Below are 23960 nucleotides of genomic sequence, written 5' to 3'. Positions count from 1 at the left end.
TTCAGCAATCCTTTATCAGAAATTTCTTGCGTTTGGTTTATTAAACCCGTAACGCTCAAAAAATTCTTCGCGGAAATCACCAAGCCGGTCTTCTAGAATGGCTTGTCTGACTTTCTCCATCAATTTTAACAGAAAATAAAGGTTATGGTAAGATGTTAAACGAATTCCAAATGTTTCATTACAGTGAATTAAATGACGAATATAGGCTCTGCTGTAATTTCGGCAAGTGTAGCAGTCGCAATCTGGATCAAGCGGCCCGAAATCTCGGGCATATTGCGCATTTTTTACCACTAACCTGCCTTGGCTTGTCATTAATGTACCATTCCTGGCAATCCTGGTTGGCAGGACACAGTCAAACATATCGATGCCGCGAATCGCCCCGTCTATTAATGAATCCGGCGAACCGACACCCATTAAATAACGCGGTTTATTAGCTGGCAGAAGCGGTGTTGTAAATTCCAGCATCCGATTCATAATATCCTTTGGTTCACCAACCGACAGTCCGCCCACGGCATAGCCTGGGAAATCGAGCGATACCAGGTCTTGGGCACTCTGTTTCCGTAACTCCTCATATTCCCCGCCTTGGACTATTCCAAATAAGCCTTGCTCTTCGGGGCGCTGATGCGCTTTTAAACAGCGCTCCGCCCACCTTGACGTTCGTTCTACTGATTTTTTCATATAGTCAAAAGTTGCCGGATATGGCGGGCATTCATCAAAAGCCATCATGATATCAGAGCCAAGGGAATTTTGAATTTCCATCGATTTTTCCGGCGATAAAAATAATTTTTCCCCGCTTAAGTGATTACGAAAATGAACACCTTCCTCTTCAATCTTCCGAAACTCGCTTAAACTAAACACCTGAAAGCCGCCGGAATCGGTAAGAATCGCCCGGTCCCAGTTCATAAATTTATGTAATCCGCCCGCTTCTCTAATAATTTCGTGGCCCGGACGAAGCCATAAATGATAAGTGTTGCTCAAAATAATCCCGGCACCCATCCCCTTTAACTCTTCAGGGGACATGGTTTTCACAGTCGCCAATGTTCCAACCGGCATAAATGCCGGTGTATCGAAGGAACCATGCGGTGTGTGAACCCGGCCAAGCCGTGCGCCGGTTTGTTTACATGTTTTGATTAATTCATAGCGAATCGCAGTCAAAATTTTTTCTCCTTCCTAAAAGCGGTGTGAGCAGAGCTAAGCAAAAACTTATTTAAATGAAGATTTTTTTTAAAGCAAGCTTTGCTAAAGTGATTCACTTATGCGGCGCTCCGCCCCTTTTCCACTAAACGATAAACATGGCATCGCCAAAGCTAAAGAAGCGATATTTCTCCTCTACAGCAGTATTATATGCATGCAAAATATGTTCACGTCCAGCTAGTGCACTAACAAGCATGATCAGGGTGGATTTTGGCAAATGGAAATTCGTAATCATACCATCGATCCCCTTAAATTCATATCCCGGATAAATAAAAATGTCCGTCCAGCCGCTCGATGCTTTAAATTTCCCGTTATTGGCAGCAGCAATGGTCTCCAGCGTTCTTGTAGAGGTTGTTCCAACCGTAATAATTCTGCCGCCGCTGCTTCTGACCTTGTTAAGCAGGGTGGCTGTCTGGTCGGTCATAATATAATATTCTGCATGCATATCATGTTCTTCAACAACATCCGAGCTGACCGGTCTGAATGTTCCAAGGCCAACATGAAGCGTAATAAAGGCAATATGAACGCCCATTTCGGCAATCTCCTGCAGCAATTCCTCGGTAAAATGCAATCCCGCAGTCGGAGCTGCCGCAGATCCCGGTTCTTTTGCATAAACTGTTTGGTACCTGTCCTGATCATCAAGCTGCTCTTTGATATATGGCGGTAAGGGCATTTCACCTAACTGATCAAGGATTTCATAAAAAATCCCCTCATATTTAAACTCAAAGGTCCTGCCCCCATGATCGGCTTCTCCGGTACAAACAGCAGTCAGCAGACCATCGCCAAAATCAATCACGGTTCCAACCTTCACCCGCTTGGCCGGTTTGACCAGTGTCTCCCAGGTATCGCCTTCCAACTGCTTTAACAACAGCACTTCAATTTTTGCCCCGGTCTCCACTTTGACGCCAAAAAGCCGTGCTGGCAATACCTTCGTATCATTTAAGACAAGGCAGTCCCCTGCCCGCAAATATTTGGTGATATTTTTAAAAATTTCATGGCTGATTTCGCCCGTTTTTTTATTCAGCACCATTAATCGGCTTTCGGCCCTTTTTTTTAGCGGAACCTGGGCAATTAATTCTTCTGGCAAATGAAAATCAAATAAATCTACCTTCATACTCAAACATCCTTACTTTAACGAAATCTCCCCAGAACATAAAAAATTAGGGATAAAACAATACTTAATAAAATGCAGGTGACGACCGGAAAATAAAAGGTGGTATTTCCTTTTTTAATGATAATATCACCAGGAAGCTTTCCCAAATGTAAAAACGGCATTAAAAAGCCAATCAAAAAGATAATCGCTCCAATTATCATTAATGTTTTTGATAATCCTGTCAAGGTGCCGGCACCTCCATACCAAAGTGGTGATAAACGGCAGCCGTGACGACTCTGCCGCGTGGTGTCCGCTGCAGAAACCCAATTTGCAGTAAATAAGGTTCATACACATCTTCAATCGTCTCTGGCTCTTCTCCAATGGTTGCGGCAATCGTATCAAGACCGACGGGGCCGCCGCGAAATTTATCAATGATCCCTTTTAACAGTTTATGATCGATATGGTCAAGGCCAAGTCGGTCTACCTGCAACAGTTCAAGTGCTTGTTTCGCAAGCGGGAGGGTGATTCCGCCATCCCCTTTTACTTGGGCAAAATCCCGGACCCGTTTCAGCAGACGGTTGGCAATCCTTGGCGTTCCTCGCGCTCTTCTGGCTATTTCCGCTGCTGATTGAAAGTCAATTTCAGTTAAGAATAGTTCAGCAGTGCGCAAAACGATATTTGTCAGCTGTTCCACATTATAATACTCGAGGCGACACAAAACTCCAAATCGGTCGCGTAATGGCGCCGATAACGAACCGGCTCTTGTCGTTGCGCCTACAAGGGTAAACGGCGGCAGATCAAGGCGAATGGATCGGGCGCTCGGCCCTTTGCCGATAATAATATCGAGACAAAAGTCCTCCATCGCCGGGTAAAGGACTTCTTCAATCGATCGCGGCAGCCGATGAATTTCATCGATAAACAACACATCTCCGGGCTCTAGTGCCGTAAGAATGGCTGCTAAATCTCCCGGTCTTTCAATCGCTGGTCCGGAAGTAGTCCTAATATTTACCCCCATTTCATTGGCAATAATCATCGCGAGAGTCGTCTTTCCCAATCCTGGCGGTCCGTAAAGCAGAACATGGTCAAGGGTTTCTTCCCGTTGCTTTGCCGCCTCAATAAAGATATCCAAGTTTTTCCTCACTTGATCCTGTCCGATATATTGCTGTAAGTTTCTAGGCCGTAAGCTTTGTTCGAAACTGACTTCACTTTCGTTAACTTCGCTGGAAATGATCCGCTCTTCCATTCAGCATCACCTATTTTAAAAGCCGCTGCAGGGCTGTTTTAATATATTGATCGGTGGTTAATTGTTCCTTCGATAATTCCGGGGAAATCTTCTTGATTTCTTTTTCAGAATAGCCAAGCGCCTTTAAGGCCAGAACGGCCTCTTCAAAGGCTGTATTCGTTTCTTCCTTATGTAATGGAAGGCTATCGGCATTAAACAAATTCGGAAAAAAGTCAGGAACAATATCCTGCAATTTCCCCTTCAAATCGAGAATCATTTGCCGGGCCGTTTTTTTGCCGACACCGGGGAATTTTACCAGGAATTTTTCGTCTTCCTTTTCAATCGCATTGACTACCTGGCCGACATCTCCGGAGGCAAGGATCGCAAGGGCTCCTTTTGGTCCGATCCCCGAAACGTTTAATAACTTTGTAAACAACATTTTTTCTTCTCTTGTTTCGAAACCATATAAGGCCATTATATCCTCACGAACATAATGATACGTATAAACTATTACCATTGTTTCCATTTTACCGGCATAAATAAACGGATTAGGCGTTGATATTTGGAACCCGATTCCGTTATTTTCAATCACGATATATTCAGGTCCGACGAAACGAACAGTACCTTTGATAAATTCAAACAATCCAATTCTCTCCCCAAGTCTATTAACACTTAACAGCGTAAAATCAGCGCTATATTTCATTCTATCATATTTTCAAAAATAGAGTAGGCGCATGAATTACTCATGCGCCTCTCACAGATCCGTACGTGCGGGTCATCGCATACGGCTCCTCCATGATTATCCCCGTTGGGGATGATGTTCATTGTAAATATCCACAAGAGAAACAAGACCTTTCTCTTTATAAAACCATTCATTTGGAAGGGCTACGTTTACGGGTTTACACTTTGAACTTCTCCATGCATACATCCGAAGCTGTGGAAGTTCCCCTTTCCATTTTCTTCTGCGTAACTCCCTATGTAGTTTCCTTATTTTCCTCCAACTTCTTAATTGAACAGACCGTAATCTTCTTCTAATCCATTTATCAAACTTAACCATTAGTGTCTTTGAGTGCCAATATCCAAAATAATTTCCCCATCCTCTTAAATATGGGTTGAGTCTTTCTTTAATCAGTTTTTCAATGTTCACCGTTTGGTTTCGCTTTGTTATCTCCTTGACTTTACTTTTAAACTTCTTTATAGATTTCTTAGAAGGTTTAACCCAGAAAGCTTGTTTAAATTCATACCCCAGAAAAACAAATGATTCATTCATATTATTAACAATCTTAGTCTTTTCGGGATGGATGATTAATCCGAGTTTTTGTTCAAGGAATCGAGTGACTGATTTAAGTACCCTTTCGGCACCCTTTTGTGATTTACAACAAATAACGAAGTCATCTGCATATCGTGTAATGCGATGCCCTCTTTCTGTCATAAGTTCATCCAATGGATGCAAATATATGTTCGCAAGTAACGGACTGATGACACCGCCCTGTGGAGTACCTTTTTCATTTAGATGGAAACTGCCACCCTCCATAATTCCTGCTTGGAGAAAACTTTCAAGCAATCTAATGACACTTCCGTCCACTATTTCTTCCCTAACTAAAGTCATAAGTTTGTCATGCGGAATTGTATCAAAATATGATTTCAGGTCTGCATCAATTACGTACACATACCCATCCAGTAAATCCTTTCGGATTTTCTCTAATGCCATATGTGCACTTCGATTCGGTCGAAAACCAAAACTACAATCAAGAAATTTAGCTTCAAATATTGGTTCTATTATTCTACGTACAGAAGCTTGTACTACTCGGTCTCTCACGGTTGGGATACCTAAAGGTCTTTTTGAACCGTCAGCCTTTGGAATATATACACGCTTCACAGGTCTCGGCTTGTATGTCTTTTCTCGTAACTCACGTTGAAGGATTTGTACATTATCCTCCACACCAAATTCAAATGCTTTAATGGTTACTCCGTCTACCCCTGCGGCTCCACGATTCCTTTTTACCTCTTTAAAGGCTTCCTCCATGTTAGGCATTGCCCATATTTTATCTATGAGACTATACCATTTCTTCTTTTGTGGAGTCTTTACTCCCTCACGAAAACCTTGTTTGTCTTCTTTTCCGTTCATGTTCCGTTTCTTTCCTTTCAGTCTGATGATTAACTAGCCCAACCTCGGCAATATCAACAGATCCATAAAGTACTACGCCCCATACGGTCTACCCTTCTGTTCGACCCCGATTCTATGGATTTGTCCTCTCGGTTTCTGTATGGACATGACGTATTCTAAGCTAACTCAGTTTCTCTTCCATGGACAGACGGGCTTCGCATAGAGTCCATACCTTTTGGGTTATGGCTCCTCTCAATAACTAGGTATTGAGTCACTTACCTTTGCGACCTTTCCGGTAAGTTTGTTCACTACTATCCCCTGCTCTGACTTCTCACCACCCATAGCCTTAACTTGCCAATCACTGACTTGTTTAAGGTTTACCATAGTATGTATGGAGACGATGAGACCTCCTTGGGTCACGTCATCGGGCTTTCCCCTGAATCCAGTCCTCCTAACTAACAGAGCCTTCTTGTGGTTTTGGACACTCCCTTATTTTGCAGGGTTATCCGACTCAGCCAGCCAACATGGTTAAATAGTCGCCTGTTCCAGGTTTTGCCTTCAAGTCCTCTGCACATTTCCTCACGGCAATGCACTACCTGTCAGCTATACACTTCCGCCACTTCGGTGTGTTCGGGACTTTCACCCTCTAGTCCGATGCGCTGCCAAGCGCACAAAATCAGGCCGATTAGATCCATCGGTCTGATTTTATGTAGTGCCTATTGTTTTGTTACGGAATAATGCTTAAAGGTCTCCAATACCTTTACATAATGGTCTTTTGTTTTAATCGGAATTCCCTGTAATAATTCTTCTTGTTTATGACTCTCAAGCTTTTTCATATCTATTTGAAAAAATGATTGGATAATTTTGGAGCGCCCGGGTCTTCCATTGAAAATGGTTAATACCCCATCTTCGGTGATCCCAAAATAACCATTCGCTTTTAATAGAGGTGAAATATCATTTATTTGCTTCGTAAATACGATTCTGGAAGCACTCCTGTCTTTAACCTGCCAGGCATCATATTTTGCCCAAAAGTTTTCCCTTGACCAGTATGTTTCCTCAATAACTTCTTGGCTCACTTCTCCATCTAAATAGACACGTTCCAGAATAACTGTTACGTGCTGAGGTCCCGCCGCTTGCCGGGGTTTTCCGTCTATGGCGGAACCAGTCGATGATATCCCCATGTTTAACAAGAGAGTTACAAAGACAGTGAAACAAAAGCGAGCTGGTATTTTCCTTTTGAACCTCATACCCTTCACCTCATTTTGTTCAGATGAAAACAAACTTTTCCTTCCTATTGTCACCTTTTTTTGCCTTTTTATCCAAGCAATATTGCTGCACCTTCCTTGACGAACCAGCCAAAAAGGCAAAGCCGGGATGCTTTGCCTTTTTTCCTGTTTATTTTTGCGGTACCGCCTGCCGTTGTGGAATGTCATTATTGATGTTGCGATCCCGGCCAATGGCCCCCTCATCAGAAATGACCCTAATCGTCTTTCCCTTTACAATCGGGCGGACTGCTTTTTGAATTGCCCTTGTTGTGTCAGCGGCCTTTGATTGATCACGTAAATTCACTGAAATCCAAACCGTATTGCCGTAAGCAACCGAACGAATACTTCTAACATTATCAACATCTTCTACCTTGTTTCTAATTGCATCGGTAACATCCTCTTGATACTCATCGTCAACATATGACCCGGTATTCGCGATATTGCGATTTAAATGGCCATGATAATTGATATCGCTGGTACTAAAGCGATTGTCACGCTGAAAAAAATTACGATCAGTTTCCGCTAAAGGTTTTGTCGGGTTGACCGGATGACCGTTTTCATCCCTCGTTTGCAGCATTTTTCGCTGCTGCTCATGATATAGCTGATCCTCATCCCCCAAAGTGTGGTCCATCCATTCTGTGACAGGACCATCATTATCTCGAAATAAAGGATTACCATTGTCCGGGTGGTTTTCATTGGAATAATATCCTACTGGACGAAGCGGATTATGATTGGTTTCATTGGCACCAGTACGATTGTCATCATTTCCACAGCCCACAACACCCAAAAGCAGAAAAGCAGTGAAAGGAATGGTCCATCGGTTCTTATTCAAGCGAAAAAACCCCCTTACTTGATCCTGAGCATGACCAACATGCTCTTTCTTAGGGTGTAATTTTCAAGGGGATTTCATTCTATTTTAATACCCTGATTCATTCACCATACTTTTCAACCTGCTAATAAATTTTTTCCTTGAATAAAATTGGCCAATAGACAAATCCATAACCTGCTGCAATTTATGAGGGTCTGAATAGGATTGTTCTCTGATCAAGCGATTCCATTCACGAAATATGTCAGTCGGATAGGCTAACGCATATAAAAAACTATTGTCATGAAGGAATTTTCGCATTTGTTTCAGGCTGCCAAGTTTATCGATTGACCAGTCCAGGTAAGGAAGAATTCGGTTGGCATACTGCAAATAATCAAGCACTCGAGGGCCGATACTGATTAAATCAAAATCAATGATATACAGTTTACCATCTTCATTACGCAAAAAATTATGATGGGCGACATCACCATGAAGGATGACAAACGGTTCTTCTTCAAAATATTCTCTGTTTGCTTCCATTCCCTTGACTGACCAATTTGCCCAGGAGACGATTTCAGAGATAAATGGTTCATTCATAAAATACATGAGAAAGGGCAGGTTATTTGAAAAAACCTCTAATCTCTCCGTCCACTTTCCGATTAAATCAGCTTTCGGAAGAAGCCTTCGATACCTAGTTTCAAAGGAGGCTGTGGCATGATGAAATTTCTCTAGCAAGTCCAGTCCATCACGCCGGTTTTTTAGTGTTTGAAAGGTGAATGCTACTTTATTTTGGGGAATGTATTCAATCAGTCCAAAATAACTTCCTTCAAAAAATAGCTGTTCTTTTGCCGGAGACTGCAAAAAGACGTAGGTGTTCATAAATCCTTCTTTTCTCAGTGTCGATGTGAATGCTTCTTGGATTTTAAGTCTTTGATTCGACTGATATCCTTTGACGACATAGAGATGCTGTTCCGTTTTTAATAACAAAACCGATCTTTGCAGCGGGACCATTTCCTTTATTTTTTCCTTCAATTGGGACCGAAAATAAGAGAAGAGACGATTATAATAAGCATCGTCTCCATACCTGCCCTTCGAAGGTTTAACTACTTTCGTCATTGTTTTCGGACATTCCATAAGAACTTGTGTCAACCGGTCCCATCCCATACGGATTCATAAAGGGTGGCTGTGCTGCGTCAAGTGATGCAGTATATGGCGCACTATAAATTGGTGGTGTTGGCGGGACAAAAGTCGCTTGCGCTTCCACCGGTGTTGGAGAACCACAGCCGCAATCGCCTCCACTACCTCCTGGGAAACCTTGAGGGGGCTGCTCTGATGATTGAATTGTTGGCACAGTTTGCCGGGCAGATGCTTCATAACCATACATTCCCTGTGGCGCAGTTCCCATCATTTGTGGATATCCATAGGGTGTCGGACCATACGGTGGCATTCCGCTCATTCCATATGGTGCTCCGGCAGCCGAACCATCGGGCATGGCCGGGGCCATTGAACCGACTTCCATTCCTCCCGGCGCTGGAGCAAAACCAGCTGGCATCTGTTCATATCCCCCTGGATAACCCATTGGCGTCTGCCCGAAACCTCCCTGATATCCAGCAGGAAGCTGTCCGTAATTCATTGGCATTTGACCATACCCTGCCGAGGTTGGCCCATATCCCATCGGTAAGCCGCTATAGGCACCCGGTGTCTGTGGAAATGTTTGCGCCATTCCGCCATACGCTGCCGGATCCATTGCCATCGACTGCATCCCAGGCGCTGGAGAAGCCGGATATGCGCCCTGTGCCATTGTACTACCCGGATTAAACCCTGGATTCATCATCGGCATTTGTGGCATAAAGGCGGACGATTCGTCATCAAAATGCATCGGCATATAATTTGGACCGGCAGCAACCGGATTCGGTGGCATGTTAGGTACTGGATTAGGAAGCACATTCGACGGCCCCGGCATCATTGCCCCCTGAACCATATAGGGCTGCATCGGAATCCCTCCATACGGCGGGCAAAATCCCGGTCCTGGTAAAATCGGTGTAACCGGGACACAATAGTCTTGTACCGGAGGACAAGGGGCTTCCTGTATCGGCAGCGGAGGCGGAGGCATCTCTACTGGTATCTCTTTCTTTGGAACTTCTTTTTTTGGAACCTCTTTAACTTCCGGCAGGATATTAGCTGGTTTCGGCGGCAGCTCCGGTTTTACCGTCATATTCGTCATGTTCGTCATATAATAATTATTAATATCGATTTCTGGGACTATTTGCAGGGGCATTTTTGGGGTATAAGGTGCTTTGGGTGTTTCTTTTATGATCGGCTGTTCTTTAATTGGCACTTCCTTTGTGGGCATTTCCTTAATCGGTACTTCTTTAATCGGCTCTTCCTTGAGAATGGGCTTTTCTTTGGCAAACGGATGCTCAGCAATCGGAACCTCTTTTTTTACTCCCGGGTTACCTGTCCCTTCTTTTTTAATATTTCCGCCTGTAGTCGGAACCTTTATTTTCATTCCGGGCATAATCATATCAGGGTTGCTGAGCTGTGAATTCATCTTTTTCAGCTCTTCAAAATTCACGCCGTACTTCTTGGCGATCTTCCAAAGAGTATCCCCTTTCTGTACGATATGGATCTTCACTCTGATTTCCCTCCTATGGCATAAGTCCATATAGTGTATGTGAGAATGGGCAAAATGCTATTATTCTTCACAAAAACTTATGCATTTATTTTAAAAAATATGTTTATCCAAGCTGGAACGGTAATCCGGTACTCGACTTTTCATTTTAAAAAGCGGTGTGGTACTATTGAAGCATGTAAACGGGTAAGGAGCGTTTTATGATGGAACAAAAAAAGATACTTGGGGACGAACGAAGAAAGTTTATTCTACAATTATTAAGGGAAAGCAGTCATCCTATTACAGGGAGTGAATTGGCTGAGAAGACAAATGTTAGCAGACAAGTGATTGTGGGTGACATTACTTTGCTCAAAGCAAAAGGGGAGCCGATTATCGCCACTAGCCAAGGATACATGTTTTTACAACAACCGGCGGGGAATATTATCTACCAACGGATCATTGCCTGCCGTCATACACCAGCTGAAACAGAAAAAGAACTAAATATGATTGTTGACCATGGAGTAACCGTAAAAGATGTCAAAATTGAACATGCAGTTTATGGAGATTTAACCGCCTCGATTATGGTATCTAACAGAGAGGAAGTTAAGCAGTTTATGAATAAGCTGGAAACGACTAAAGCACCGCTCCTCTCAGAATTAACCGGCGGAATTCATTTACATACATTAACGGCCGCAAGGGAAACGGATTTAGATCGAGCGGAAACGGCCCTTAAAAAAGAGGGAATTTTGTTGGAATAAAAAGGACCCCACGGGGTCCTTTTAGTGTAAATCGACCATAATCGCCGGGTAGCTTCCGAGCAGCTTGACACAGCAGCCTAATGCCTCCATTTCAGCAATCGCCCCGGGAATCAGTACTTCATCCAGCTTCATTTCCAAATCAATAATGAAAAAGTAATTGCCAATCCCTGTTTTCATCGGTCTAGATTCAATTTTTGAGAGATTTATTTTCCGCCAGGCAAATGCTGACAAAACCTGGTGCAGGGAACCGGCTTGGTCTGAAGGCAAAGTCACCATTAGCGTTGTCTTATAATGTGTGGACCCGCTGACCACTTGAAAATCAATATTTTTTTCTGCCAACACAATAAACCGGGTGTGATTATAGTCAAAATCATGAATATTTCTTTGGACAATCGTCAGTCCATATTCTTTTGCTGCCAATTCATTGGCAATCGCCGCCGCATTTACTTCTGGTGTTTCCATAATCATTTTAGCTGCAGCAGCTGTTGATGACACACTTTCAAACGGTACCCCCGTTAATTGATGATGTAAAAATTTATGACACTGAGCAATCGCATGGGAGTGACTGTAAACTTTTTCAACATTCTGCCATTTGTCTGCATTCGCCGGATGAACCATTAAATGCTGCTTGATTGGAATTGTAATTTCTCCAATAATCGGGAGTTTTGCAACCTGTGTTAAATAATCAAGCGTAATATTAACAGAACCCTCTAACGCATTTTCCAGCGGCACCACAGCAAGTTCAACTTCATGCCTTGAAACAGCATCCATACATTCCGGGATCGTCTGATACGGCTTATGTTCAAACCCTTCAAATACCTTTTTCACTGCTAATTCACTAAATGTTGCTTTTGGACCTAAATATCCTACCTTCACTTCTCCCTTACTCCCCTCTAGAAAAGCCAAGAACGACGCTAAGCACCCGTTCCTAATACCTCTACCTTCTCGACAAATTCCAGCTTTCTTAACTCCGAAAGCAGCATTTCAATCTCAAACTCCATTTCTGACGTATTTAACGACAGCGTTACATTGGCCCGTCCTTGAAGCGGAATCGTTTGGTGAATGGTCAGGACATTGCAGCCAAACCTTGCGACCGTACTTAGCAGCTTGGATAATGTGCCTGAACGATCCTCGATATGAAAAAACAAGGACACTAATCGTTCTTTCTGAATCGCCGAAAACGGAAAAACAGTATCTCGATATTTATAAAAAGCACTTCTGCTTAAATCCACCTTTTGAGCAGCATCCCAAATCGATTCTGCCTTACCGCGTTCAAGCATCTCTTTGGCATCAATCGTTTTTTTCATTGCTTCCGGCAGGACGTCTTCCCGAACCAAATAGAATTTTTTTTCAAAGTTATCCATACTCATCTCTACCTTTTTGGAAACTTTACTCGATAAATTCAAATTCAAAATCTAATAACCTAACAATATCCCCGTCTTTGGCTCCCCTTTGTCTAAGTGCATCATCCACTCCCATGCTGCGCATCTGTCTGGAGAAACGGCGGACAGATTCATCATGGGTAAAATCAGTCATTCTAAACAGCTTTTCCAGTTTTTCGCCGGAAAGCACAAAGCTTCCATCTGATTCTCTTGTAATGACGAAAGGCTGCGGCTCTGCTTCGTGTTTATAGACAACACGATTAACCATTGTTTCCTCTTCATGATCCAGCGGGAATTCCGGCGTCTCTGCCAATTTATCAGCAATCGCAAACAACAGCTCCCGTAATCCTTTTCGGGTAATGGCCGAAATCGGGAAAATTGGATAATCTTCCTGAAGCTGCTCTTTAAATTTTTTCAAGTGCTCAAGAGCATCAGGCATGTCCATTTTATTGGCAACAATGATTTGCGGTCGTTCTGTCAGCCTCAGGTTATACTCGTTTAATTCACGATTGATCGTTAAGTAATCTTCATATGGATCACGGCCTTCTGTGGCCGCCATATCAATCACATGGACGATCACTCTTGTCCGTTCAATATGACGCAGAAACTGGTGTCCCAAGCCAACCCCTGCATGTGCTCCTTCAATCAACCCCGGAAGGTCAGCCATCACAAAACTGCGGCCATCCTCGGTTTCCACCATTCCAAGGTTGGGAACAATGGTTGTAAAATGGTACTCGGCAATTTTCGGCTTAGCCGAAGAGACGACCGATAATAATGTTGACTTCCCGACACTTGGAAAACCAACAAGGCCAACATCAGCGAGTAATTTTAACTCCAAGATGACCTCGAGCTCCTCGCCAGGCTCACCATTTTCAGCAATTTCCGGTGCCGGATTAGCTGGTGTCGCAAATCTCGTATTTCCGCGGCCGCCGCGGCCGCCCTTAGCAATCACCGTCTGTTGGCCATGCTCAACTAAGTCGGCAATAACCTGTTTCGTTTCCGCTTCCATCACTACCGTTCCAGGCGGGACTTTAACAATTAGATTTTTGGCGTTTCTGCCATGCTGATTCTTGGACATGCCATGCTCGCCGCGTGGTGCTTTAAAATGGCGCTGATAACGAAAGTCCATTAACGTCCGCAGGCCTTCGTCGACTTTAAAGATAACATCAGCCCCCTTACCGCCATCACCACCGGCCGGACCGCCTTTAGGAACATATTTTTCACGGCGGAAAGCGACCATTCCATTGCCGCCATCGCCGCCTTTTACATAAATTTTTACCTGATCGACAAACATTGTAAAATCCTCCCGTCGGTCGCAAGTTTCTACAGGCTCATAAAGCCGGCATAAAAACCTCCAATTCGAGTTCGCTTTCAGAAAATTCCTTGATCCTCGCATTAAGTGTTGATCTTTGCTCAGTAAGGAATGTTTCAATTCGTTCACTGTACATTATTATCCCGCTAAAATCAAAAAAGAAACGAAGTCCGTTTGATCGCGGTTCAATTGTAATAAGTAATCGATTATCTTGAAATACATCAATCGCGTTATGTAGGCATGAAAAAAATCGACTTGTCCAATTTGTTAAAAGGTTATCATCTACTCTTACTGCTCCCTTTTCAATTAATACCTCATATTCGAGCTTAAATGAAGGGTTCTCCCAGTTCGTTTTTAACAGCAGTGAAACAAATCCGGGCATTGGCAGGTTGGAGAGTTTTGTCTCATTTTGTGCCTCAATGATAATTTCGTCAATCACCGTTTTCGCCCTGTCAATTCGGTTTAATTCAATGTTCCCCTTGATCAACTGCAGTCTATTCATCCAGTCATGACGGGAATGACGCAGGACCTCAATTATATCCCATTGCTTCTCCATACTTTCGCTCCCAATTGGTTTGTCCGAAAAACTGTTTGTTGTTAGTATATCAAAAAAACAACCATGAGTAAGCAATTTTCTATGTTTTCTATATGTGCGAGGAGAATCCCTTGATCGATATGTATTTTTTTTACGAATTATCTATTAAAAAAAAAGAAAACCCTAACTAGTGTGTTAGAGTTTTCCATCACCATTAAGCTTCTTGAGCTACTGGATATACGCTTACTTTTTTGCGGTCACGACCAAAGCGTTCGAATTTTACAACGCCGTCAACTTTTGCAAATAAAGTATCGTCTCCACCGCGGCCAACATTTTCACCTGGGTAAATCTTTGTACCGCGTTGACGGTAAAGGATAGAACCGCCAGTTACGAATTGACCGTCTGCACGCTTAGCACCAAGGCGCTTTGCGATCGAGTCACGTCCGTTCTTTGTAGAACCTACCCCTTTTTTAGATGCAAACAACTGAAGATCTAATTTTAATAGCATGTTATTCCACCTCCTGTTTTTTGAAGGTAATATTTATGTGTTTCCCGTAATCAATTTCAATCGTTCGGAGTGCAACAATCATGCCTTCAAGGAGAAGCTGCACTTTTTCGCTTGTATCCTCCGGAAGTGGATCCGGAATCACACAGCGAAGTAAGCCGGAATCATGATCAATTTCAGGAGTAACACCTGTCAGTTCGTGCACCGCATTAATAGCACCGACTGATACTGCGGATACTCCGGCACAGACAATATCCTTGCCGCGCTTGTCAAATAGAGCATGTCCGCTTATTTCAAACGAATGAATCTTATCGGATTTCGTACGATTAATCACTACTTGAATCATCTAGGGTTCCAACACCTTACGCGTTGATTTTTTCGATGACTACTTTAGTGTAAGGTTGACGATGACCTTGTTTCTTGTGGTAGTTTTTCTTTGCTTTGTACTTGAAAACAATGATTTTCTTCGCACGACCTTGTTTTTCAACCTTCGCTGTAACCGTTGCGCCTTCAACAACAGGGCTGCCAACCTTTACATTTTCACCGCCAACGAAAAGAACCTTGTCAAAAGTAACCGTTTCGCCAGCTTCTGCATTTAATTTTTCAATGTAGATCGCTTGGCCTTCTTCCACTTTCAATTGCTTACCGCCAGTTTCGATAATTGCGTACATAACTGCACCTCCTCTTAAACTCAGACTCGCCATCTGCAGGTGTTTTGCAACTCAAAAGCAAAATCTTGTAACCTGATATGTGCGGTTGTAGCACGGGTGCTACAAACAACATTACAATCCTAACACAATTGGAACCTATGTGTCAATATAAAGTGAAACTTCATCATATGAGCGGTTTCTCCACTATGTGAATGAATCGGACTGTTACCGGCAGTTATCTTACTGACCGTTAAAGTGGGGAGAGTCGCAGGCTTTTTCGGAAATCTCCTGTTCATCACCAAACTGTGTTAAAGCAAAATTATGTTCAATCGATGGAGTGATGGAAAAGTAAATTTTATAATGAAGCATTTCTTCTAATAATTCCTTATAGGATCCATCCGAACCTATAAGAGCCTGTTTTACTTCCGGTGTGGTTTCCACCAGCACGGCCTCATATTCCGTATTGCGGTGCTCTAACAGTTCCCGCTCAAGCCGAAAAGCAACTGTTTCCGCGCTTAAGATTTTTCCAGTTCCATGACAGACAGGGCATCTGACCTGCATCGCCTCGGAAATCGCCACCTTTGTTCTTTTCCGCGTCAGCTGTAGGATGCCTAAGGGGGTGAAACCGACAACTTTTGTTCTTTTCTGATCCTTTGCTAGCTCTGACTCGACTATCTGCCGAATCTTTTCCCTGTCCGATTCCCGCTTCATATCGATAAAGTCAATTAACACAATGCCGCCAATATCACGGAGGATTAGTTGGCGGACTATTTCTTTTGCTGCCAGCTGATTGGTTTTAAATACGGTATCCTGGTAATCGGTTCTTCCGGAAAACTTGCCGGTATTCACATCGATGATCGTTAATGCCTCGGTTTCATCGAAAATCAAGTAAGCACCGTTATCCAGCCAGATCACTCGTTTTAGTGCCTTAGCAATTTCCGGTTCCACCCGAAATGCTGAAAAGATGTTTTCTTTTCCATTATAATAAGTTACTTTAACTTCACCTTTGGCTTCAAGCTTCTTTTTAAGCGCTAAATCATCAACAATGACTTCACCAGCAGTCATTGTCGCAGTCTCCGCTTTTAACAGGTCATAAAAAAAGTCCTTCTGAAAAATCAAACCCGGCTTTTTCATGTTGGCGATGTGCCGTTCAAGCTCATCGTATCGCTGCCTTAACTGCTTGAGTTCATCCTGAATCTCCTGTTCCGCGGCGACCTCACTTGAGGTTCGAAAAATCAACCCTTCCTCTTCCTTCTTGAGTTGATTGCCCAACTGTTTAAGCTGAGCCTTTTTTCTGTCATCGAGGATTTTTTTGGAAACAGCCAGATAATGACCCTTTGGCATATAGATCAGATGCGCCCCCAAAATTTCAATAATGCCAGTTACCTTTGGACCTTTCGTGCCTGTGGCGTCCTTGTCCACCTGAACGAGCAGCTTTTCCCCTTCGTGGACAAAAGAGGTGATACTGTTTTGTTTTTCCTGCGACGCCACATAAGAAGGAAGCGCGTTACGATGCAAGTAAGCTTTTTTTTCAGTGCCGATATCGATAAAGGCCGCATTCATCCCCGGCAAGACTTTTGTTACCGTTCCAAAATAAATATTACCGACCAGAGAACGATGTTCCGGCCGGTCAAAAACAAGCTTTTCCACTTGATGATCTCTTATGAAAGCATACCTTTTCTCACGTGAAGTGGTATTTACAATTAACCTTTCCAAACCTAACGTCCTCACTTTTTCTTCAATTGGTATCATTATACTTTTTTTAGTATAAAAAGAGAAGATCGCTGATTTTATCCGTTAATCGTTTTTCCGTAAAGTAAGCATGGAGCAGCTCGTTTTCATCCAAGGTACCCTTCTGCTGCCCGTCCGCTTCCACTACTATTGGATGCTTACAGCCGCGTTGGAATCTCTCTAACACTTGAATTAATAAATCCTCTTCATTTGCCAGGATCGGTACTAATTCATCCGGATTTGATTTATTTCCATAATACCGTTCTAATAAAAACCGCATGAAAATAAAGCGCCGTTGTTTCCATTCGTAATAGATAGAGAAAAACAGGTAACCGATGACAACCCAAACATTGATATGGGCCGGGGCGGCAAGGATGACGCAGATTGAAAAAATGGTTAGGCTAAATAGTGAAATAACCAAGGTGATACGATGGGCGCGGGTAAAAGAATTTTTTAATGAGAGCAATAAAAATACCAGCTTACCACCATCAAGCGGCCAAACCGGAAATAAATTAAATACAAGAATCATCAAATTGTATTGAATGAATAATTGATATAGATCTTCAGACAGGAAGTTGAATGTTACCAGAACAGATGCAGCTGCAATCATCCAGACGTGCTGCAGCGGACCTGCGAGCACTACAATCGCCTCTTCCTTTAGCGGGCGATTCCCATGCTCATCCATTTCAGCCACGCCGCCAAATGGCAGCAGAATGATTTTTTTTATTCTCCAGGAAAAAAAAGAAGCTGCAGCTGCATGCCCGATTTCATGAATAAAAATAATGCCGATCAATAAACAAACTTCCCAGAAATGCGCAGTTATAATTGACAGGGCGATAATTAACCATAGCAGCGGGTGAATGTGGACAAGCCTGAATAAGTTGAACAGTCTATTCAAAGCGAATCACCTTAACTGGATCGATAAAAGTATCACCCTTTTTTACGGCAAAATAGTATTGCCCTTTTGATTTATCTTCACCAGAAGAGGCCGATACCGTCCCAACAACGGTGCGCTTTTCGATCGTATCATAGAGATTTACCTTAATGCTGTCCAAATTGCCATACCAGGTTTCCGTGCCATCATAATGTTCTATTATCACCGTCTTTCCTAAACCTTCTTTTACACCGGCAAAATGTACAAAGCCATCATTAATTGTTTGTACCGGAGCATCCTTTCCAGTTTCAATCATAATTCCCTGGCCATTCTTTTCGAAATTTTCAAGCAGCCTGCCGGAAACGGCAACAGCACCTCTTTGAATCTCCTCCTTTCGGCCGCCATTTTCTTTTTCTGTAAAAGGCAGCAATGCCAGGGGCTTGCCAAACTTATCCTGATACCATTTGGAGACGACAGCAAACTTGAACTCCGTGTCCATTGTTTTGCCAATAAAGTTCTTTGCCGGCTCGAAGGCAGGAACTTGACTGCGAAATATGATTGCCACTACTAAGAAAAGGAGAACCGAGGCCAAGATCTTGAAGAAGAACACCTCTTTTTTAAATAGCGGATGCCCCTCATCTCTGGATGGTGAAATATAGTTATAACCATAACTTTCTTCATCACCGGGCCATAGTAATTGCTGCTCGCTGCTATGTTTCCCAGAAGTTCCTTTTCCCTTTTTTCGTTTGGCTATTCGCCGCCGTATTTCATCAGCTGAAGACCGCGCCATACCCATCAATCCCTTTTTTAACATTTGTACAAGTCTATGAAGGAGATTCACAGAGTATGACTTTCTTTCCTTTACCCATATTTTTTGTATTGAAATAAAAAATGCCTGTCCACACATTTTGCAGACAGGACCATTTACTATGAACGAACACCAAAAAACTTTTTAATTTTTGAAAAGACACCTTTATTAGAATCTTCAAGAGGCTGAAGCGGGATGGATTCACCGAGAATCCTTCGGGCAATATTCCGGTAAGCAATCGAGGCCTTACTGTTTGGATTTAGGGCAATCGGTTCACCATGGTTTGAGGCTCTGATGACCTCATCATCATCAGCAACAATTCCGATTAAGCCAATAGATAAATGCTCCGTAATCTCATCCAGATCAAGCATATCTCCAGTTTTCATCATATGATTTCGGATCCGGTTGACGATTAATTTTGGGGCCTCCAACTGCCTTTCTTTTTCGAGTAGACCAATTATTCTATCAGCATCACGAACAGCTGAAACCTCAGGGGTTGTCACAACGATCGCTTTATCAGCGCCGGCAACCGCATTCTTATAACCTTGTTCAATGCCAGCTGGACAGTCGATAATGACGTAATCGTAATCTTGTTTTAATTCCTCAACCAGCTTCTTCATCTGTTCCGGCCTAACGGCTGATTTGTCAACGGTTTGGGCTGCCGGCAATAAATATAATAAACCATCAAATCGTTTGTCCTTGACCAAAGCTTGATGGATTTTGCAGCGTCCGTCAACCACATCAACAAGATCATAGATGATTCTGTTTTCAAGTCCCATTACGACATCCAAGTTTCGAAGGCCGATGTCTGTATCAACCAGGCAAACTTTTTTACCTTGAAGGGCGAGTGCTGTACCAATGTTAGCGGTTGTAGTCGTTTTACCGACGCCGCCCTTACCGGATGTAATTACGATTGCTTCTCCCACTTTAATGTCCCCCTTCTAATCTCGTTAAATTTGGTCTTAACTGAATTAAAGATTGTAATCTATCAATTTTGATTTGATGGTTTTCATCCATATACGCACATTCCATTTCCCGCTTTTCAGTCGCCGAAATGAGGTCTGATACAAGGTTAAGAGAATTGTTAATTCTCAGCTGAGTTGGTTTCATAATCGATGCGGCAATTACTGCCTGATCATTTCCATAACAGCCTGCATGGGCGATTCCTTTTAATGCTCCCATAATAAAAATATTTCCACCAGCAATCACAGTACCGCCAGGATTCACATCACCAATCAGCAATAAATCCCCGGGAACCTGCAAAATCTGTCCGGAACGGATAATTTTTGTAACGGTCATTACTTCGTTTTCTGCCCTTAACTGATCGGCTTCGTCCTTTGTAATAACATTTGATACTATATCATCAACTACAAGATTCTTTTTTTTCGGATTAATTCTTTCAATTCTTCCCGTTGCTCATCCGTTAAATAGCGGTTGCCGACCTCCAGTTTTACGGAGATTGAGTGGTGCTCATCCTGTGTCCCGGTGTTTGCTGAAAGCTTTTGATCTAATTCCAGCTTAAGCTCATCATAGGAACAGCTATCAGCAAAACGGAGAACAAGACCGTCCTTTGTACCTTTTATTGTAACATTTTGCCGTTTTTTCATGGAGAAAAATTCACCTCATAATTAAGAAAGCAATTTCAACACACAGGTTCATAGCACTCTGACCAAGAAGGATAAAGAATGATCTTAATTGAAATTCGACACAAACTGGTTATTTTCCTTTTTTTATCGTGGATTATTCGTCTCTGCCTAAGATTGCGTACTTTTCCATAAACCGTTTCAATGGATAAATAAAGATCAGTAAAAACACGGCGTTAAGCATTAACGTTGGATAGAGTCGCAAATTTAGAAAGCTTAAGATATCAAGATTGGTTACATGAATTAATAAATCCATGGCAAAGACGCCAAACTCCAGTAAGCCGACTCCGATCAACGTAACAAGAAAGGCAACGATAAGATTTGCCTGCAGGACATGCATTATTTTCGAAATTAGATAGGTAACGAAAGGAAAGAGAAACAAATAAATGCCGATGATTTCAATATAGACAATATCAAACACCAGTCCTAGAATGGCGGCATAAATCATTCCTGGTTTCCTGCCAATAAATATGGTCAATAAAAGCACCGCACAGAATAAAAAACGGGGAACAAAAATCCGATTATGCCCCAAAAAGTTCCCGGGTAAAAATTGAATAAATAGACTTTCAAAAATGAACAGGAACAAAAATAAAAGGGGAAGAAGGAATTTCTTCACAATTCCTCCTCCTTCCCGGATGACATATCTTTTTTAGCTGGCTGTGTCATCGAGCGTTTAATAATGATGACATTTTGAATATCATAAAAATCAGCTCCGGGTTTGACTAACGCCGTTTGGTTGAGTCCATATTGGTCAGTTTTTACATCGACAACCTTCCCAATCAAAAGCCCTTCTGGAAAAACACCGCCCAAACCGGAGGTCGTTACCGTTTGTCCTTTTTCAACCTTGGCCCCGGAGGGAATGCTTTTCACTAGAAGCAATTTCTCTTTGTCATCAAATCCTTGGACAAAGCCATATACATCGGACTTTTTCCCTTGGATGACAGCAGATATACGGTTTTTCGGATCCATTGCACTTAACAGCTGTACCGTTGAGCTGAATTGGCTTACACTTTTCACTTTGCCAATTAACCCATTGGCGGTAATCACAGCCATATTTTTCTTAATTCCTTTTAGATTCCCTTTGTCAATAATAATCATTTCATGCCAACGATCAGGATTCCTGCCAATAACAGTGGCTGGTTGTGTTTGATAATCTCGCAAAGACTTCTTTTCACCAAGAATTTCACGCAGTTCATTATTGTCTTTTTGCAGCGCTTGTACTTCCGCTTCAAGGCTGGCCATTTTTTCAACTCGTGATTTTAATTCTTTATTCTCTTCATATGTATTTTGCAAATCCTGGAGATTTTCAAAAAAGCCCGCAATATAGCCAGCAGGCTTTGAAACCAGGGATTGAACCCAACCGGTTGTGTCCTTCACAAATTGCTCCGGCCAGGTAAGCTTGTCTCTCTCCCTTAAAGAAAACCCAATCAATGCCACGAGAACAATAATGCTGACTAACAAAATGATCAGACGTTTATTCAAAAAGAACTGTGGCATTTTGATACACCTCTATTTTTCTAATGGATAGGTTCGCAATTCTTTTTTTCATTTACGATTATCGAATTAACGAGATTCCTTGGCTTTATTTTTAAACAGTTGAATATTATCCAATGCTTTGCCTGTGCCGATGGCAACGCAGTCGAGCGGATTTTCGGCAATCAATACAGGCATTTTGGTTTCTTCGCTGATGACCCGGTCCAAATTCCGCAGCAGTGCACCGCCGCCAGTCAAAACGATACCACGATCCATAATATCGGCGGCAAGTTCAGGCGGTGTCTTTTCTAATGTATTTTTCACGGCCTCTACGATCGAATAGACAGTATCTTTCAACGCAGCTGAAATTTCTTTCGGGGTTATTTCAATCGTTTTTGGCAGACCGGTTAACAAATCACGGCCGCGAATTTCCATATTATCCATACCTTCAGGTTCTCCTGCAGAACCGATATCCATCTTAATTGTTTCTGCCGTCCTGTCACCAATTAACAAATTATAGTTTTTCCTTATATAAGAAATGATCGCTTCATCCATTTCATCCCCCGCTACGCGAATGGATTGACTTGTTACAATTCCCCCTAAGGAAATGATCGCAACTTCAGTGGTCCCGCCGCCAATATCAACGACCATACTTCCGGTCGGTTCCCAAACAGGCAGATTGGCACCTATTGCCGCGGCAAACGGTTCCTCAATGGTATAGGCATCCTTTGCCCCTGCTTGCCTTGTCGCATCAATAACCGCCCTTTCCTCAACTGCGGTAATTCCCGATGGAACACAAACCATGATATAGGGCTTTCCTGAAAAAGGGCCTTTACTCTTCAATGCATTGCGGATCAGGTGCTTCATCATCGCCGCCGTTGTATCAAAATCAGCAATAACTCCATCCTTCATTGGTCTTAAGGCGACTACGTTTCCCGGGGTTCGGCCAATCATATTTTTCGCGTCATTTCCGACAGCAATAATACTTTTAGTATCCGTTTGCATGGCCACTACCGATGGCTCCCGCAGCACAATGCCTTTTCCTTTTATATAAACAAGAGTATTTGCAGTTCCTAAGTCAATTCCAAGATCTTTTGTTCCAAATCCAAACATAATATTGTATCTCCCTTTCTAATCCGAATCACAAAATTTAAAATTACAGGCAATGACTTTTATATCATGTCTTAATTGTAATGATTGTAGTAGCTATTTTTAAGAAGCAGTCCTAAAAAATCATAAACAATATTATAACGCAACATCAAACAAAATCATAGGATTATATATAGCCTTTTTCCTTCAAACTGACAAACTTGTTTTCCCCTATGATGAGATGATCGAGTAAATCAATGCCGATGATTTTTCCGCATTCAACGAGTCGATTCGTTACCTCAATATCCTCTCGACTCGGAGTAGGGTCTCCAGAAGGGTGATTATGCAGGGCAATAACCGAGGCTGCCGACCGCTTTAAGGCTTCGCGGAAGACCTCCCTTGGGTGGACGATTGAGGCATTTAAACTGCCGATAAATATGGTCTGCTTATGAATGACTTGATTTTTCGTATTTAAATATAAGCAAACAAAATGCTCCTGCGTTAAAAAGCGCATATCATTCATCACATATTTTGCCCCATCCTCCGGCGAACGGATCACATAACGGTCATGGAAATTCAAATTGCTGATTCTGCGGCCGACTTCAACCGCCGCCAGAATTTGAATCGCCTTAGCAGGTCCAATGCCTTTAATTTCAGTGATCTCTTCCAAAGTCGCTGATTTCAGCTGCCGTAACCCTTCAAAATGGGTCAGGAGACGGTTTGCCAACTGCAGGACCGATTCATCTTTTGTCCCATTGCGAAGCAGAATGGCAATCAGTTCATGGTTCGAAAGACTCTGTGGTCCATGTTGAATAAAGCGCTCTCTTGGTCGTTCATCCTGCGGAAAATCACGTATCATTAATGTTTTTGTTGCCATTGTTTTTTCCTCCCATTTTGGCCGGG

26 protein-coding genes, 1 pseudogene and 1 other annotated feature are annotated in these 23960 nt (G+C 42.6%); of the genes and pseudogenes, 1 reads left to right on the top strand and 26 read right to left on the bottom strand.

Annotation, left to right across the window (positions count from 1 at the left end; all coding sequences use genetic code 11):
* Positions 1–15 precede the first annotated feature (15 nt).
* From tgt to safA, 10 genes are all read right to left on the bottom strand, one after another.
* Complete coding sequence (gene tgt / locus RCG24_RS01315; protein ID WP_202652347.1) at positions 16–1155, bottom strand: tRNA guanosine(34) transglycosylase Tgt; 1140 nt, start codon at positions 1153–1155, stop codon at positions 16–18.
* A 124-nt stretch (positions 1156–1279) separates the two neighbouring features.
* Entirely contained in the window at positions 1280–2308 is a 1029-nt protein-coding gene (gene queA / locus RCG24_RS01310; protein ID WP_202652346.1) for a tRNA preQ1(34) S-adenosylmethionine ribosyltransferase-isomerase QueA, read from the bottom strand.
* 17 nt (positions 2309–2325) lie between these two features.
* Positions 2326–2532 (bottom strand): DUF2905 domain-containing protein, encoded by a 207-nt coding sequence (locus RCG24_RS01305; protein ID WP_202652344.1) that lies wholly within the window; start codon positions 2530–2532, stop codon positions 2326–2328.
* Positions 2529–3530 carry a Holliday junction branch migration DNA helicase RuvB gene (gene ruvB / locus RCG24_RS01300; protein ID WP_202652342.1) on the bottom strand — a complete coding sequence of 334 codons (1002 nt, stop codon included), beginning with the start codon at positions 3528–3530 and terminating at the stop codon, positions 2529–2531. The genes RCG24_RS01305 and ruvB overlap by 4 nt, the downstream gene beginning before the upstream one ends.
* A 10-nt stretch (positions 3531–3540) precedes the next feature.
* A complete protein-coding gene (ruvA, locus tag RCG24_RS01295; RefSeq protein WP_202652340.1) occupies positions 3541–4152 on the bottom strand; it encodes a Holliday junction branch migration protein RuvA in 612 nt (203 codons plus the stop codon).
* 156 nt (positions 4153–4308) lie between these two features.
* Positions 4309–5637 (bottom strand): group II intron reverse transcriptase/maturase, encoded by a 1329-nt coding sequence (ltrA, locus tag RCG24_RS01290; protein WP_308076963.1) that lies wholly within the window; start codon positions 5635–5637, stop codon positions 4309–4311.
* Positions 5638–6332: 695 nt separating this feature from the next.
* On the bottom strand, positions 6333–6797 hold the full coding sequence (locus RCG24_RS01285; RefSeq protein ID WP_308078128.1) for a BofC C-terminal domain-containing protein: 465 nt from the start codon (positions 6795–6797) through the stop codon (positions 6333–6335).
* 214 nt (positions 6798–7011) lie between these two features.
* Positions 7012–7713, bottom strand: coding sequence for a YhcN/YlaJ family sporulation lipoprotein (locus RCG24_RS01280; RefSeq protein ID WP_202652336.1), 702 nt, complete (start codon positions 7711–7713; stop codon positions 7012–7014).
* An 84-nt stretch (positions 7714–7797) separates the two neighbouring features.
* Positions 7798–8802 carry a phosphotransferase gene (locus RCG24_RS01275; protein WP_202652709.1) on the bottom strand — a complete coding sequence of 335 codons (1005 nt, stop codon included), beginning with the start codon at positions 8800–8802 and terminating at the stop codon, positions 7798–7800.
* On the bottom strand, positions 8786–10321 hold the full coding sequence (gene safA, locus RCG24_RS01270; protein ID WP_202652334.1) for a SafA/ExsA family spore coat assembly protein: 1536 nt from the start codon (positions 10319–10321) through the stop codon (positions 8786–8788). The genes RCG24_RS01275 and safA overlap by 17 nt, the downstream gene beginning before the upstream one ends.
* Positions 10322–10518: 197 nt before the next feature.
* Here safA and RCG24_RS01265 point away from each other — a divergent pair, with 197 nt between their 5' ends.
* Complete coding sequence (locus RCG24_RS01265; RefSeq protein WP_202652332.1) at positions 10519–11055, top strand: transcription repressor NadR; 537 nt, start codon at positions 10519–10521, stop codon at positions 11053–11055.
* Positions 11056–11076: 21 nt separating this feature from the next.
* On the opposite strand, the gene pheA is transcribed toward RCG24_RS01265, so the two are convergent.
* The 16 genes and pseudogenes from pheA to radC form a co-directional block, all read right to left on the bottom strand.
* On the bottom strand, positions 11077–11931 hold the full coding sequence (gene pheA / locus RCG24_RS01260) for a prephenate dehydratase (protein WP_202652330.1): 855 nt from the start codon (positions 11929–11931) through the stop codon (positions 11077–11079).
* Positions 11932–11969: 38 nt separating this feature from the next.
* Positions 11970–12425, bottom strand: a complete 456-nt coding sequence (locus RCG24_RS01255) for an ACT domain-containing protein (RefSeq protein ID WP_202652328.1) — start codon at positions 12423–12425, stop codon at positions 11970–11972.
* Positions 12426–12444: 19 nt separating this feature from the next.
* Positions 12445–13731 carry a GTPase ObgE gene (gene obgE / locus RCG24_RS01250; protein ID WP_308078123.1) on the bottom strand — a complete coding sequence of 429 codons (1287 nt, stop codon included), beginning with the start codon at positions 13729–13731 and terminating at the stop codon, positions 12445–12447.
* 37 nt (positions 13732–13768) lie between these two features.
* A complete protein-coding gene (locus RCG24_RS01245) occupies positions 13769–14305 on the bottom strand; it encodes a Spo0B C-terminal domain-containing protein (protein WP_202652324.1) in 537 nt (178 codons plus the stop codon).
* 193 nt (positions 14306–14498) lie between these two features.
* Positions 14499–14792, bottom strand: coding sequence for a 50S ribosomal protein L27 (gene rpmA / locus RCG24_RS01240; protein ID WP_191269736.1), 294 nt, complete (start codon positions 14790–14792; stop codon positions 14499–14501).
* Position 14793: 1 nt separating this feature from the next.
* A complete protein-coding gene (locus tag RCG24_RS01235) occupies positions 14794–15135 on the bottom strand; it encodes a ribosomal-processing cysteine protease Prp (protein ID WP_202652322.1) in 342 nt (113 codons plus the stop codon).
* A gap of 16 nt (positions 15136–15151) precedes the next feature.
* Complete coding sequence (rplU, locus tag RCG24_RS01230) at positions 15152–15460, bottom strand: 50S ribosomal protein L21 (protein ID WP_202652321.1); 309 nt, start codon at positions 15458–15460, stop codon at positions 15152–15154.
* Positions 15461–15472: 12 nt separating this feature from the next.
* Positions 15473–15557, bottom strand: a sequence feature (ribosomal protein L21 leader region).
* A gap of 122 nt (positions 15558–15679) precedes the next feature.
* Positions 15680–17191, bottom strand: coding sequence for an Rne/Rng family ribonuclease (locus RCG24_RS01225; protein WP_235887847.1), 1512 nt, complete (start codon positions 17189–17191; stop codon positions 15680–15682).
* Between the two features lie 10 nt (positions 17192–17201).
* Positions 17202–18068 (bottom strand): M50 family metallopeptidase, encoded by an 867-nt coding sequence (locus RCG24_RS01220; RefSeq protein ID WP_308078121.1) that lies wholly within the window; start codon positions 18066–18068, stop codon positions 17202–17204.
* On the bottom strand, positions 18061–18834 hold the full coding sequence (locus RCG24_RS01215) for a M23 family metallopeptidase (RefSeq protein ID WP_235887846.1): 774 nt from the start codon (positions 18832–18834) through the stop codon (positions 18061–18063). The genes RCG24_RS01220 and RCG24_RS01215 overlap by 8 nt, the downstream gene beginning before the upstream one ends.
* Positions 18835–18971: 137 nt before the next feature.
* Positions 18972–19778 (bottom strand): septum site-determining protein MinD, encoded by an 807-nt coding sequence (gene minD, locus RCG24_RS01210; protein ID WP_202652315.1) that lies wholly within the window; start codon positions 19776–19778, stop codon positions 18972–18974.
* Position 19779: 1 nt separating this feature from the next.
* Positions 19780–20459 (bottom strand): annotated as a pseudogene (gene minC / locus RCG24_RS01205) (septum site-determining protein MinC).
* A gap of 133 nt (positions 20460–20592) precedes the next feature.
* Positions 20593–21111 carry a rod shape-determining protein MreD gene (gene mreD / locus RCG24_RS01200; protein ID WP_202652311.1) on the bottom strand — a complete coding sequence of 173 codons (519 nt, stop codon included), beginning with the start codon at positions 21109–21111 and terminating at the stop codon, positions 20593–20595.
* A complete protein-coding gene (gene mreC, locus RCG24_RS01195; RefSeq protein WP_202652309.1) occupies positions 21108–21992 on the bottom strand; it encodes a rod shape-determining protein MreC in 885 nt (294 codons plus the stop codon). The genes mreD and mreC overlap by 4 nt, the downstream gene beginning before the upstream one ends.
* Positions 21993–22058: 66 nt before the next feature.
* Entirely contained in the window at positions 22059–23081 is a 1023-nt protein-coding gene (locus RCG24_RS01190; RefSeq protein WP_202652308.1) for a rod shape-determining protein, read from the bottom strand.
* A gap of 163 nt (positions 23082–23244) precedes the next feature.
* Complete coding sequence (gene radC / locus RCG24_RS01185; RefSeq protein WP_202652306.1) at positions 23245–23934, bottom strand: RadC family protein; 690 nt, start codon at positions 23932–23934, stop codon at positions 23245–23247.
* Positions 23935–23960: the final 26 nt, after the last annotated feature.

This window comes from Neobacillus sp. OS1-32, assembly GCF_030915425.1.
Taxonomy (GTDB): Bacteria; Bacillota; Bacilli; order Bacillales; family Cytobacillaceae; genus Neobacillus; species Neobacillus paridis.
This window is presented reverse-complemented; position numbering and strand designations above follow the sequence as displayed.

Coding starts and splice junctions, on each gene's coding strand:
- queA (WP_202652346.1), bottom strand. CDS start 2,308: ATGAAGGTAGATTTATTTGATTTTCATTTGCCAGAAGAATTAATTGCC.
- ruvB (WP_202652342.1), bottom strand. CDS start 3,530: ATGGAAGAGCGGATCATTTCCAGCGAAGTTAACGAAAGTGAAGTCAGT.
- ltrA (WP_308076963.1), bottom strand. CDS start 5,637: ATGAACGGAAAAGAAGACAAACAAGGTTTTCGTGAGGGAGTAAAGACT.
- RCG24_RS01285 (WP_308078128.1), bottom strand. CDS start 6,797: ATGGGGATATCATCGACTGGTTCCGCCATAGACGGAAAACCCCGGCAA.
- RCG24_RS01275 (WP_202652709.1), bottom strand. CDS start 8,802: ATGACGAAAGTAGTTAAACCTTCGAAGGGCAGGTATGGAGACGATGCT.
- RCG24_RS01265 (WP_202652332.1), top strand. CDS start 10,519: ATGATGGAACAAAAAAAGATACTTGGGGACGAACGAAGAAAGTTTATT.
- RCG24_RS01255 (WP_202652328.1), bottom strand. CDS start 12,425: ATGAGTATGGATAACTTTGAAAAAAAATTCTATTTGGTTCGGGAAGAC.
- obgE (WP_308078123.1), bottom strand. CDS start 13,731: ATGTTTGTCGATCAGGTAAAAATTTATGTAAAAGGCGGCGATGGCGGC.
- RCG24_RS01245 (WP_202652324.1), bottom strand. CDS start 14,305: ATGGAGAAGCAATGGGATATAATTGAGGTCCTGCGTCATTCCCGTCAT.
- rpmA (WP_191269736.1), bottom strand. CDS start 14,792: ATGCTATTAAAATTAGATCTTCAGTTGTTTGCATCTAAAAAAGGGGTA.
- RCG24_RS01235 (WP_202652322.1), bottom strand. CDS start 15,135: ATGATTCAAGTAGTGATTAATCGTACGAAATCCGATAAGATTCATTCG.
- rplU (WP_202652321.1), bottom strand. CDS start 15,460: ATGTACGCAATTATCGAAACTGGCGGTAAGCAATTGAAAGTGGAAGAA.
- RCG24_RS01225 (WP_235887847.1), bottom strand. CDS start 17,191: ATGATACCAATTGAAGAAAAAGTGAGGACGTTAGGTTTGGAAAGGTTA.
- RCG24_RS01215 (WP_235887846.1), bottom strand. CDS start 18,834: ATGGCGCGGTCTTCAGCTGATGAAATACGGCGGCGAATAGCCAAACGA.
- mreC (WP_202652309.1), bottom strand. CDS start 21,992: ATGCCACAGTTCTTTTTGAATAAACGTCTGATCATTTTGTTAGTCAGC.
- RCG24_RS01190 (WP_202652308.1), bottom strand. CDS start 23,081: ATGTTTGGATTTGGAACAAAAGATCTTGGAATTGACTTAGGAACTGCA.
- radC (WP_202652306.1), bottom strand. CDS start 23,934: ATGGCAACAAAAACATTAATGATACGTGATTTTCCGCAGGATGAACGA.